Annotated in this window: 12 protein-coding genes and 1 pseudogene; all 13 read right to left on the minus strand. The window is 70.5% G+C overall.

Annotated elements, in window-relative coordinates:
- Window positions 1-52: 52 nt before the first annotated feature.
- Window positions 53-736: a class F sortase gene (locus KK483_RS12305; RefSeq protein WP_262005274.1), complete on the minus strand. Its 684-nt coding sequence runs from the start codon at window positions 734-736 to the stop codon at window positions 53-55.
- Window positions 737-741: 5 nt separating this feature from the next.
- Window positions 742-1650, minus strand: coding sequence for a hypothetical protein (locus tag KK483_RS35495; protein WP_399013944.1), 909 nt, complete (start codon window positions 1648-1650; stop codon window positions 742-744).
- Window positions 1651-1746: 96 nt separating this feature from the next.
- A complete protein-coding gene (locus KK483_RS12315; protein ID WP_242336904.1) occupies window positions 1747-2526 on the minus strand; it encodes an HAD-IIA family hydrolase in 780 nt (259 codons plus the stop codon).
- A gap of 131 nt (window positions 2527-2657) precedes the next feature.
- The gene (locus tag KK483_RS12320; RefSeq protein ID WP_262005275.1) at window positions 2658-3647 is read right to left on the minus strand and encodes an RNA-guided endonuclease TnpB family protein; all 990 of its coding nucleotides are present in this window, start codon (window positions 3645-3647) and stop codon (window positions 2658-2660) included.
- A 67-nt stretch (window positions 3648-3714) separates the two neighbouring features.
- A pseudogene (locus KK483_RS35500) lies at window positions 3715-3810 on the minus strand (helix-turn-helix domain-containing protein); the annotation flags it as partial.
- A 271-nt stretch (window positions 3811-4081) separates the two neighbouring features.
- Window positions 4082-5146, minus strand: a complete 1065-nt coding sequence (locus KK483_RS12325; RefSeq protein ID WP_262005276.1) for a 2-aminoethylphosphonate ABC transporter substrate-binding protein — start codon at window positions 5144-5146, stop codon at window positions 4082-4084.
- A 24-nt stretch (window positions 5147-5170) separates the two neighbouring features.
- Window positions 5171-5968 carry an ABC transporter permease gene (locus KK483_RS12330; protein ID WP_262005277.1) on the minus strand — a complete coding sequence of 266 codons (798 nt, stop codon included), beginning with the start codon at window positions 5966-5968 and terminating at the stop codon, window positions 5171-5173.
- On the minus strand, window positions 5955-6830 hold the full coding sequence (locus KK483_RS12335) for a 2-aminoethylphosphonate ABC transporter permease subunit (RefSeq protein WP_262005278.1): 876 nt from the start codon (window positions 6828-6830) through the stop codon (window positions 5955-5957). Before KK483_RS12335 ends, KK483_RS12330 begins: the two co-directional genes overlap by 14 nt.
- A complete protein-coding gene (locus KK483_RS12340; protein ID WP_262005279.1) occupies window positions 6823-7878 on the minus strand; it encodes an ABC transporter ATP-binding protein in 1056 nt (351 codons plus the stop codon). Before KK483_RS12340 ends, KK483_RS12335 begins: the two co-directional genes overlap by 8 nt.
- A complete protein-coding gene (locus KK483_RS12345; protein ID WP_262005280.1) occupies window positions 7875-8594 on the minus strand; it encodes a phosphonatase-like hydrolase in 720 nt (239 codons plus the stop codon). Before KK483_RS12345 ends, KK483_RS12340 begins: the two co-directional genes overlap by 4 nt.
- Window positions 8595-8601: 7 nt before the next feature.
- Complete coding sequence (locus tag KK483_RS12350) at window positions 8602-9723, minus strand: TIGR03364 family FAD-dependent oxidoreductase (protein ID WP_262005281.1); 1122 nt, start codon at window positions 9721-9723, stop codon at window positions 8602-8604.
- A gap of 151 nt (window positions 9724-9874) precedes the next feature.
- Window positions 9875-10633: a GntR family transcriptional regulator gene (locus KK483_RS12355; protein ID WP_262009452.1), complete on the minus strand. Its 759-nt coding sequence runs from the start codon at window positions 10631-10633 to the stop codon at window positions 9875-9877.
- 44 nt (window positions 10634-10677) lie between these two features.
- Window positions 10678-11508, minus strand: coding sequence for a hypothetical protein (locus KK483_RS12360; RefSeq protein WP_262005283.1), 831 nt, complete (start codon window positions 11506-11508; stop codon window positions 10678-10680).
- Window positions 11509-11583: the final 75 nt, after the last annotated feature.

Raw genomic sequence — 11583 nt, forward strand, 5'->3', positions numbered from 1 at the left:
GTGCACTGGCGTGGCACGCCGTTCCCGGACAAGACCGGTCGAAAGCATCCTGTCAGATCCCGCGGGCACCCGTCAGATACGCCGACACCACCACGTTCGCCGTGTACGCCCCGGACGCACGGTCGTAAGTTCCCCCGCAGGTGATCAGCCTCAGCTCCGCCCTGCCCTGCTGCCTGACCCCGTACACCTTCTTGGCGTCGAACCGGTCCCGGCTGACGACCTGCACATCGTCGATGGTGAACTCGGCGACCGAGCCGTCCGTCCTGGTCACCCGGATCTTCTCGCCGGGCCGGGCGGTGCTGAGACCGTAGAAGACGGCCGGCCGGGTCTGTGTGTCGACGTGCCCGACGAAGAGCGCCGCGCCCTCGGCACCCGGCCGGGTGCCACTGCCGAACCAGCCCACGGACTGCGGAGTCGCGAACGGCGGCGGATCGACCGCGCCCGTCGTGTCCAGGCCGCGGGTCACGACCGGGGCCTTCACCCCGATCGAGGGGATCTCCACCGTGCTGGGCCCGGCGGGCCGCAGCGGGTCACGCGCCGGCGGCAGCGGTACACCGAGCGGCCGGCCGACCGCGGCCACGTCCCCGGTCGTCGGGGCCGCGCTGCCGCCCGGGCCTTCCGTGGCCTCACGGCCCCAGAGCCACAGCCCCAGCAGCAGGACCGCCCAGGCCACCCCCGTGAGCAACCGCCCGGAGCCCGACGCAGGGGCGCCGGAAGCCTCGTTTCCGCTGGCCACGGCGGTCAGTCCGCGTCCGCCTGGCCGACGCGGCGGCGTCGTGCGCTGCGGAACGCCACGGCCACCGCCGCCACCGCCGCGAGCACCAGCCCGATCACGGTGTGCGGAGTGCCGGGGCCCTGCTGATCGGCCTGCTTGGCCTCCTCGGACGCGAGGACCCCGGACATCCCGCCGCCACCGGCCCGTACAGGCGCGTACGGAGTGTCATCGGGGTGCGGCGCGACGTTCCCGTCCGTGTCGCCGTCATCTTCGTCGTCATCGTCGTCGCCGGAGAGATCCAGGTCCACGTCGTTGTCCTGGCCCGTCTTGCCGTTGCCGCCCCGGTCCGACCCGCCGTCCTCGCGGCCCCCGCCGCTCTTCTCGCGATCGCCACCGCTCTTTTCGCGGTCCTGGCCGCTCTTCTCGCGGTTCTGCCCCTCGTCCTTCTTCTCGTCCTTCTTCTCGTCCTTCTTCTCGTCCTTCTTCTCGTCCTTCTTCTCGCCCCGCTGCTCGTTGCCGGGCTTGCGGCTCGCTTCGGGCTCGCCGCGACCCTGGCCGCCCTCGTCACGGTCGTCGACCTGGACGACACCCGCCGCACGGTGGGCCGTGCCGTCGCAGACGACGCCGAGCGCATGCGTGCCGAGGCCGGCGCCCGATCTGATCGTCGTCTCCCCCGAGAGCGGGTTCGTCGCCGCCAGGCCACCGGACAGCGCCGCGTCCGAGACGAAGGCCCGGGACGTCACGGCAGCGCCCGTACTGCCCTCGCAGCCCGTCACCCGCAGCTGTACCTCGCCCCCGGGCTCGACGGTGCCGGGGCTGACCGTGACCTTGACCTGCCCGCTCTCTTCGGCGTGTGCGGCCCCGGCCGCGGGTGCCACGATCAGGGCACCCGCGGCCGCCGCCACCACACGGAGAGCAATGGGAACAGAACGCATTGTGAACCTCCTGGTGACAGCAGATTCACGCGGTTTGCCCGTTTCCGCATCTTGAGCAGACCCGGATGGGTCACAGCGGACGGTCCACCGAACGGATCAGATCCGGTCGACGAGGTCCGCGATCGAGTCGACGATCGTCGACGGACGGAACGGGTACCGGTCCACGTCCTTCGGCGCCGTCAGGCCCGTGAGCACCAGGAACGTCTCCATGCCCGCCTCCAGGCCGGCCAGCACATCGGTGTCCATCCGGTCCCCGATCATCGCGCTGGTCTCGGAGTGCGCCCCGATCGCGTTCAGCCCTGCCCGCATCATCAGCGGGTTCGGCTTGCCCACGAAGTACGGGTCCTTGCCGGTCGCCTTGGTGATCAGCGCCGCGACCGAGCCGGTGGCGGGCAGCGGGCCGTCCGTGGACGGGCCGGTCTCGTCCGGGTTGGTGCCGATGAACCGCGCCCCGGCGTTGATCAGCCGGATCGCCTTCGTCAGCGCCTCGAAGCTGTACGTACGGGTCTCACCGAGGACCACGTAGTCGGGCTCGTGGTCGGTGAGGACGTACCCGATGTCGTGCAGGGCGGTGGTCAGCCCCGCCTCGCCGATGACGTACGCCGTGCCGCCGGGGCGCTGGTCGTCCAGGAACTTGGCCGTGGCCAGTGCGGAGGTCCAGATGTTCTCGACAGGCACGTCCAGACCCATTCGGGCGAGTCTGGCGTGCAGGTCACGGGGGGTGTAGATGGAGTTGTTGGTGAGGACGAGGAAGGGCTTTCCCGTCTCCCGGAGCTTCTTGACGAAGGAGTCGGCGCCCGGGATCGGGACGCCCTCATGGATGAGGACACCGTCCATGTCGGTGAGCCAGGATTCGATCGGCTTGCGCTCTGCCATGAAAGCGGACTCCTGCTGTGTGCGGAGGTGCTGGTGGGGCGCCGCCACGACGATGTGCCGACGCCCCCAGCCTAATCAGGAAGCCGAGACCTTGACCCCGTCGATCACCCAGTGACGTCCCCGTGCACAGATCATGCACGGCTCACCGCAGCTACTTGATCAGACGCTGCGACGTGGTTCACGCGTGCGCCGGTCCCAGCGAAGCGGAGACGACTCGGTTCCCTGCCGGACCTGCGCGTGCTCTTTGTCACCGTGCCGCCCGCCCGGCGGGCACGGGCCTCGATTTCGATCGAGGCGATCTTGTCTGCGTGGCCGGCGAATCCACAGTGCACGCATGCGAACTCTCGGCCACAGCCGACGCGGTTCTTCGGATCCCGCACTCCGCAGGACGGGCAGGTCTGAGAGGTGCCGTGGGGCACGACCAGCCGTAGCTCGGATCCGTACTCGCGGGTCTTGTATTCCAACTGACGGCGTCGTTCCCCGGGGCAGTTGTCCAGGATGGCCCGGTTGAGGGATGCCTCCCGACGCACACAAGTGCCGGGCTGGAGCACGGTGCCCTTGGCAGCGGCGGTCATGCGGGTCACGCTCAAATCCTCGATGCCGACGAAGCCGTGGTTCTTGGCAAGATCGGTGGTCAGTTTGTGCGTGAAGTCCAGCCTGCGCCGTGCCTGGCGTGCGGCAAGTGCCGCGATCTGGGCCGCGGTCTTGCGCAGCCGCTTGCTGTATCGACCTCCGTTGCGCTTCTTCGCGTACTGGATCTGCCGCGCCTTGCGCTGCTGTAGCGCCAAGAGGCGTCGTTGCTCACCATGCGTGAGGGTGGGGGTCATCAGCCGCGGCGAGTCCTCGGTCGAGACATATGCCGCGACCGCAATGCCGAAGTCGACACCGCAACCCGGCTTGCCGTTCGACAGGGCATCCGTTGAGCCGCTGTGAATTCCACACGTCACATGCCAGCCCTGCCCATCGCGCACCAGCGTGCAATTGCGAACCGTGCCACCCAGTGCGCGAGACAGCCTGAAGCGGAGCCACCCCAGCTTCGGGACATGAGCTTCGGCCCAGTGCCGGTTCAACTTCCGTGAGCGATCGGCATTGTTCCGCGGACCACACCCATGTCCCGTCACGCTTGCGGCCGACCATCAATCGATGCTCCAGCGCCAGGTTCCACAGCGCTCGGGTGTCATGCCCCCAACCCATCAGGACCTGCTCCTGCTCCGGCGTCGGGTACGCGCGGTACTTGCGTCCTCGGTCCGCCTTCACAGCCACTCCCCCAAGATGTCCGACCATTCGAACTAACGAACTGGGGCCAGACGAGTTACGGCGTCGTGGCCCAACGCCCCGGCATTCGGTTCGATGCAGGAGCGTTGGGCTAGGGCGTGTTGCGAAAGTCCCGTCTGCGCGGCGGCGTCTGGCACGCACGCTCGCGGCGTTGTCGGTCGTCGGCGCAGCCCGCTGCGCTCTCCTTCCTCCGCCTTGCGATCGCACGCACCAGACGCCGCCGCGCCCGCCCTACGGGCGGACGACGCTACTTTCGCAACACGCCCTAGACCCGTTATCTCTAGCTGCCGGTCGCGGACTTCCACGAGTCGATGTACTTCTGGAGGTTCGTGTCGATGTCCTTCCAGTTCGGCTCGAAGACCTCGACACCCTCCAGAATCTTGGCCAGTTCGATGGCGTTGGCGTCGGTGGCCTTCACGTCGGTGCGCGCCGAGAAGCCGCCGCCGATCTCGCTGACCTGCTGCTGGGCCTGCTCGCTCAGCAGGTGGTCGAGGAGCTTCTTGCCGTTCTCGGTGTGCGGGGCACCGTTGACCAGTCCGGCGGCGTACGGGAGCGCGAACGTGGTGGGCTTGACGCCCGCCTTCGCCGGGAACCAGATGCCGAGGTTCGGCATGGACTTGGACTGGGCGAAGTTCATCTGGACGTCGCCGTTGGCGACGAGGATCTCGCCCTTGTCGACCTTGGGCGCGAGCTTGGAGGTGGAGGAGGACGGGCCGACGTTGTTGGCCTGGAGCTGCTTCAGGTAGGCCATCGCCTGCTCCTCGCCGCCGAAGTCGTGCATGGCCTTGATGACGACGGCGGTGCCGTCGCCCGCGACGCCCGGGGTCGAGTACTGGAGCTTGTCCTTGAACTTCCCGTCCAGCAGCTCCTCCCAGGTCTTCGGGGCCTCCTTCAGCTCCTTCTTGTTGTAGATGAAGGAGAAGTAGTTGTTGACGACCGAGGTCCACTTTCCGTCGCCGGACTTGTCGGCGCCGTTGACCTTGTCGGAGCCGGCCGGCTCGTAGGACTGGAGCAGCCCCTTGTTGTCGGCCTGCTGGATGAACGGCGGGAGGGTGACGAGCACGTCGGCCTGGGTGTTGCTCTTCTCGCGGGCGGCGCGCTGCACCATCTCGCCGGAGCCGCCCTCGACGTACTTGACCTTGATGCCGGTCTCCTTCTCGAAGTCCTTGAAGACCCGGTCGTACCAGCCGTCGCCGTTCTCGCCCTTGAGGCCGTCGGCGCTGTAGACGGTGACCGACTTCTCGTCGGAGGCGGAGGAGGAGCCACCGCAGGCGGTGAGGGTGGCGGCGAGGGCGAGGCTGCCGGTGATGGCGGTGGCGATCGTGGTGATCTTGTTGCGGCGCATGGCGTGGGACAACTCCTGAAGGCGTTAGTGGTACGAGGCTTTGGTGCGGATGCGGGAGACGGCGAGGAGGACGAGCAGCGTCGTGGCCATGAGGACCACGGCGACGGCGGAGCCGGTGAAGAGGGAACCGCGGTCGGTGGCGGTGAAGATCAGCACCGGCAGCGGCATCCAGTCCGGCGGGTAGAGCATCATCGTGGCGCTCAGCTCACCCATGGACAGGGCGAAGCAGAGCCCGGCGGCCGCGTTGAGCGACGGCAGCAGGAGGGGCAGTTTCACTCGCCACAGGACGTACGAGGGACGGGCGCCGAGGCTGGCGGCCGCCTGCTCGTACATGGGGTCGAGGCGCAGGATGGCCGCCGAAACCGACTGGTAGGCGAACGCCGTGACAAGGACGGTGTGCGCGAGGATCACGATCCAGCGGGTGCCGTTGAGGAGCATCGGCGGCTGGGAGAAGGCGACGAGCACGGCGAGGCCGACGACCACCGAGGGCACGGCGACCGGCAGCATGAACAGCGCGTCGAGGACCCTCTTGCCCCGCTTCTTCAGGGAGGCGGCGGCGAGGGCGGCCCAGGTGCCGATGGCGAGCGCGAGCACGCTGGCGGTGACGGCCGTGATCAGGCTGGTGGTGAGTGCCTGGAGGGACTCGCCGCGGACGGCGGACGCGTAGTGCTCGGTGGTGGGTCCCGAGGGGAACGCACCGGACCAGTTGGTGGAGAGCGACGCCGCGAGGATGACCAGCAGCGGCAGCGCGAAGAGCGGCAGGAAGAGGGCGAAGAAGAGGGCCCAGGTGGCCCACTTGCCCGTACGGCTATGCACCAGCACGCTTGCTCACCACCCGGTAGAGGCCGTAAAGGCCCACGGAGATCGCGATGTTGACGACGGCGACGACACAGGCGGCCGCGTAGTCGGATTCGAGGATCGCCTTGCTGTAGACGAGCATCGGGAGCGTCGTGACGCCCTTGGCCCCGGTGAAGAGCACGATGCCGAACTCGTTGAGGCACATGACGAGGACGAGGCTGCCGCCTGCGGCGAGTGCGGGGAGCGCCTCGGGCAGGATCACCTTGCGCACGATCCGGGCCGGGCGCGCGCCCAGCGAGGAGGCGACCTCCAGCTGGGCGGTGTCGAGCTGCGAGAACGCGGCCAGCAGGGGGCGCATCACGAAGGGCGTGAAGTAGGTGATCTCCGCGAGGAGTACGCCCCAGGGCGTCGTCAGGAAGTGGAACGGTCCACTCGATGCGCCGGTGGCGTCCGTCCACAGGCCGTTGGCCATGCCGACGGTGCCGTAGATGAACAGCAGCGCGAGCGTGATGAGGAAGGACGGGAAGGAGAGGAAGACATCGATGAACTTCGCGACCGCCTTGCCGCCGGGGAACGGTACGAACGCGATGATCAGCGCGAGCGCGAACCCGAGCACGAGACATCCGACGGTCGCCCCGACCGCCAGCCACACGGTGGTGACCAGCGCCTCCCGGAACGCCTCGGACGCGAAGACGTCGGCGTAGGCACCGGGGGCGAGGGACTCCTGGACGACGAGGGCGAGCGGGTAGAGGAAGACGAGCCCGAGCGCGGCGACGGGCGGCAGCGCCCAGACGAACGGCGGGATCCGCCGCTCCGCGGCGGCGGAGCGGACGGGCACGACGGCCGCCGGGCGCCCTTCCGTCAGCGGGCCGGCAGGACTAGCCATCGTTGACTCCCGCGGCCAGCAGCACCCCGTCCTCCGGTGCGAAGTGCACCGTGACCTCGTCCCCGAGGGACGGCGTCTCGCGGAGTTCGCGCAGGTCCGCCTTGAGACGGTGTCCGTCGACGTCGACGTACAGCCGGTGCGTCGCGCCCCGCCACTGCACCTCGGCGATCCGGCCGCGCAGCGCGTTGGGCCCGTCGCCGAGCCCGACGAGGTGCGGTCGTACGCACAGCGTGGCGGTGGCACCGGGGACGGCCTCGGTGGTGGGCACCTTCAGCTGCGTGCCGGCGAACGACACGGTGCCGGAGCCCACCGTCACCGGCAGCAGGTTCGCGTTGCCGACGAACGACGCCGTGAACTCCGTGCGCGGTCGCCGGTACAGCTCCTGGGGGGTCCCGCAGTCCTGGAGCCGCGCCTTGTCCATGACCGCGATCCGGTCGGCCAGGGTCAGCGCCTCGACCTGGTCGTGGGTGACGTACAGGATCGACACGTCCGGCAGTTCGCGGTGCAGCCGGGCCAGTTCCGCGAGCATCCCTGAGCGCAGCTGCGCGTCGAGGGCGGACAGCGGCTCGTCGAGGAGCAGCACGTTCGGCCGGATGGCGAGGGCGCGGGCGATGGCGACGCGCTGCTGCTGGCCGCCGGAGAGCTCCCGCGGGTAGCGCTTGGCGTAGGCCGCCATGCCGGTCATCTCCAGCGCCTCGGCGACGCGGCCCGGGATCTCGCTCTTCGGGGCCTTCTGGGCCTTGAGTCCGAAGGCCACGTTGTCCTCGACGCGCAGATGCGGGAAGAGGGCGTACTGCTGGACGACCATGCCGATGCCGCGCCGGTGCGGCGGCAGGGCGGTCACGTCGCGGTCGCCGATGAACACCCGTCCGGAGGCGGGCCGTACGAATCCGGCGACCGCGCGCAGGGCGGTGGTCTTGCCGGAGCCGGAGGGCCCGAGGAGGGCCATGACCTCGCCGGGTTCGACGGTGAGGTCGAGGCCGTCGAGGACGGTGTTGCCGCCGTAGGCGACGGAGACACGGTCGAAGCGGATGCCGCTGCGGCTCATATCCCGGCCTCCGCGAGCAGGGTTGGCAGCTCGGTGACGGAACCGAGCACGTGGGTGGCGCCGTTGGCCGTGAGCTGGGCCCTGTCGTGGGCGCCGGTCAGGACGCCCGCCACGACGCCGGCGCCCGAGCGCACACCGCAGACCATGTCGTAGGACGTGTCGCCGGCGACCGCGATCTGCCGCACGCCGTCCACCGCGCCCGTGCGCAGGAAGGCGGCGAGCACCATGTCGGGGTAGGGGCGGCCGCGGCCGCCCGCGTCGGCGGGGCAGAGGGTGAGGTCGGCCAGGTCCCGCCAGCCGAGCGCGTCGAGGATGGCGTCCTGGGTGACGCGGGCGAAGCCGGTGGTGAGGACGACGGTCCTGCCCTGCTCGCGGAGCGCCTCGACGGCGGCGCGGGCGCCGGGGATCTCGGCGATGAGTCCGCCGTCGACGAGTTCGCCGTACGCCTCCTCGAACGCCTTGTTGGCCGTCTGGGCCCTGGTCTCGTCGCCGAAGAGGTGGCGGAAGACGGAGATCTTGGACTCGCCCATGGTGGCGCGCACGTAGTCGAGCATGTCGGGCATCGACTCCGGTGCGGCGCCGAGGCGTTCGGCTGCGGTGGCGAAGGCCCGCTCGACGAGGCCGCCGTCGGCGACGGTCGTGCCGGCCATGTCGAGGACGACGAGGTTCAGCTTCTGCGGGTTCTGCGGGTTCTGCGGGTTCTGCAAAGTGGTCATGTGGGGTTCACCAGCCCAGTTCGTCGGCGGTCTTCTCGGCGATGGCGGGCGAGCACGTCATGCCGCGCCCGCCCGGTCCGGTCACCAGCCATACGCCGTCGCGCACCTGCTGGCGGTGGATGACGCGGGAGGTGTCGGTGCACTGCGCGTACACCCCGGCCCAGCGTCGGCGGATCTTCGGCAGCGGCCGGCCGAGGAAGCCCTCGATCACCTGCGTGAGGTGCTCGTAGGGGTCCTCGACGGTGTCGAAGGCGAAGGGGTGCTCGTACTCGTGGGTGTCGCCGATGGTCAGTCCGCCGTCGCGGCGCTGCACCATCAGCAGCTGCATCTTGTGGGCGGCGGCAGCGGGCTGCTGCGCCTGCCCGGCGTTGAGCGCGTCGAGCGCCTCGGACGCGTACGCCGGGTAGTAGCGGAAGGAGTCGGCGTCGGCGACCGAGGTCGTGAGCGGCTCGCCGAGCGGGTCGGTCTGCGCCATCTGGAGGCGTACGCGGCGGACGGGGATGTCGCCGGCGACCTCGCGGACGAGTCCACTCAGCCAGGCGCCGGTGCACAGCACGACGGCGTCGCCGCTGTGCACGTCGCCGTGGTCGTCGCGGACCGTGTTCTGGCCGATGACCTCGCGGACCTCGCGGCCGGGGAGGAAGGTGTAGCGGCCGGAGGCCAGCAGCGCCTTGCGGAGGGCGAGCTGCGCGGTGCGGGGCTCGACGGCCGCGTCCCGCTCGCAGTGCAGGGCGGAGACGAACTCACCGCGCAGGGCGGGGTTGATGGCGCGTGCCTCGTCGGCGGTGACCAGCTTGTAGCCGCGGGCGGCGGCGTCGGGCCGGGCGACGGCGGCTTCGGCGACGGCGAGTTCGAGATCGTTGCGTACGGGCGTCAGCGAGCCGATGGCGCGGAAGCCGAGCTCCGGGACCCGGGCCCCGATGCCCTCCCAGAGCTCACGCGCCCGCAGGGCGGTGTCCAGTTCCTCGCCGCCGGCTCTGCCGCTGACCCATATCTGGCCGAAGTTGCGCAGGCTCGCGCCACGGGCCTCGGCCTCCCGCTCGATCTGTACGACCTCGTGGCCGCGTTCCACTGCGTGCCAGGCGTGCATGGTTCCCACCACGCCGGCTCCTACGACGATGACTCGCATGACCGCAACGGTCCTCGGGGGCGGTGACCCGAGGGGAGATGGTCGGCAACGGGACGGTGAACGGCCTATCAAGCTTGGCCTAGACCCGTTACGTGTCCGTGATATTCATGCGGGAGGAGGCCCCGGCGGACGGGTCAGCCGGCGGGGCGGCTCATGTGCCCAGATGCGCCGAGAAACTGAAGCGGTCGCCGCGGTAGAGCGTGCGCACACGCTCCAGGGGCCGCTTGGCCGTGTCGCGCGAGACCCGGTGGATCAGCAGCATGGGCAGCGCCGGCGGGGTCCCGATGAGGAGCGCCTCGCGGGGCGTCGCGAGGACCGTCTCGATGCGCTCGTCCGCGTCGCCGAACTCGATGCCGAGCCGGTCGCGCAGGTAGGCGTAGAAGGACGAGTCGGGGTCGAATTCGGTGTCGAGCCGGGGCACGCGCGCGACCGCGACGTACGTGCTCTCCACGCCCATCCGCTCGTCGTCCGCGAGCACCACACGCTCCATGTGCCAGACGGGTTCGCCGCGCTCCAGGCCCGACTCGGCGGCGAGCCGCGGCGGGCAGGGGAAACGGTCGAGGGAGATCAGGTGACGACCGGGCGTACGTCCCTGGCGCCGGACGCCCTCGGTGTAGCTCGCGAGCGAGAGCGGCTGCTCCAGCTTGGGGCCCGCGACCACGGTGCCCCGTCCCTGGCGGCGCAGCCGGCCTTCGAGGAGCAGCTCGCGCAGCGCCTGGCGCACGGTCTCGCGCGACACCTCGAACCGTACGGCGAGGTCGCGCTCGGTCGGCAGCAGCCCGTCCTCGCCCAACTCCTCTATCAGGGCGGCCACTTGGGCCTTGACGGTGAAGTACTTGGGGATGCGGCCGTGCTCGGGGATGCCGGAACGGACGGGCGCGCCGGGGTCCAGGTCGTCCGGGTAGTTCAGATGGTCCACCGGGGGATGTTCCCAGATGTTGGTGAACGACCAGGTCAGTGCCGTCCGGTACGGAGGCGGCGGGCACCAGCGAGGAGCAGGAGTCCGGCGGCGACGAGCGCGGTCACGGCGGCGACGAGGCCGATGTCGGGCTGCGTACCGGTCGGGGCGAGCTCCTCGCCCGGGGGCCTGCTCGCGTACGGCTGTTCCTCGGAGGCGAGCAGGCGGAACCGGTAGTCGCCGGACTGGCCCACCCACTCGCCGTCCAGGCCGCGGCGCTGGACGACGGCGGCGTTGGCGACGACCGAGTCGGCGAGGGTGTCCAGGGCGGGGAAGGCGAGGCGGACGGGGATGGCGAGGGTGGCGTGGCCGGGGACGACGAAGCCGTCACCCCCGGCCCGGCTCTCACTCCCGAAGGCGCCGACGGCCTCGCCGTGGTCGGTCTGCTCGACGACGACCTGCCGCCAGGTCCCGCCCCCCGCGTCGAAGAACTCCATCCGGACCCGGGCGGGGGTGACGGCGTGGTCCCGGCCGGTGAGCACGACGACCGGGTGGACGCTCCGGCAGGGCCGGGCGGTGGTGTTGGTCAGCTCGACGGTGAACTCCCCGGGGCCGGCCCCGGCGCGGAACGCGGCGGGTCCGCCGGTGATCCTCGTGGCGATGGGGAAGCCGGAGACGCGCACGTCACCGCAGACCGGCTGCTGTGCCGCGGGGGTGGTCTTCGTGGGGGCGGTGACGGTCGCCGTGGGGGCGGGACCGACCGTGGCCCTGGGAGCGGGAGGGACAGGGGGGACAGAGGCGGCGGGCGCAGCGGCCGGTCCCGAGAGGACGGCGGAAGCGAGGGCGGCCGCCGTGACCGGGAGAGAGAGGGCCTTGCGCATACGCATGGCGCCATCAGAACCGCCCACCGCGGCCGATGCCGCACGGGAGGGGCCGAACAGCCGCCGAGCGTCCCTCCTCCC

Origin of the sequence: Streptomyces sp. FIT100, from assembly GCF_024584805.1 — a bacterium.
Taxonomy (GTDB): domain Bacteria; phylum Actinomycetota; class Actinomycetes; order Streptomycetales; family Streptomycetaceae; genus Streptomyces.

What these genes read in the sequence shown, in the direction of transcription:
- KK483_RS12340 (WP_262005279.1), bottom strand. Translation starts at nt 7,878, where the DNA reads ATGAGCCGCAGCGGCATCCGCTTCGACCGTGTCTCCGTCGCCTACGGC.
- KK483_RS12315 (WP_242336904.1), bottom strand. Translation starts at nt 2,526, where the DNA reads ATGGCAGAGCGCAAGCCGATCGAATCCTGGCTCACCGACATGGACGGT.
- KK483_RS12350 (WP_262005281.1), bottom strand. Translation starts at nt 9,723, where the DNA reads ATGCGAGTCATCGTCGTAGGAGCCGGCGTGGTGGGAACCATGCACGCC.
- KK483_RS12335 (WP_262005278.1), bottom strand. Translation starts at nt 6,830, where the DNA reads ATGGCTAGTCCTGCCGGCCCGCTGACGGAAGGGCGCCCGGCGGCCGTC.
- KK483_RS12360 (WP_262005283.1), bottom strand. Translation starts at nt 11,508, where the DNA reads ATGCGTATGCGCAAGGCCCTCTCTCTCCCGGTCACGGCGGCCGCCCTC.
- KK483_RS12325 (WP_262005276.1), bottom strand. Translation starts at nt 5,146, where the DNA reads ATGCGCCGCAACAAGATCACCACGATCGCCACCGCCATCACCGGCAGC.
- KK483_RS12345 (WP_262005280.1), bottom strand. Translation starts at nt 8,594, where the DNA reads ATGACCACTTTGCAGAACCCGCAGAACCCGCAGAACCCGCAGAAGCTG.
- KK483_RS35495 (WP_399013944.1), bottom strand. Translation starts at nt 1,650, where the DNA reads ATGCGTTCTGTTCCCATTGCTCTCCGTGTGGTGGCGGCGGCCGCGGGT.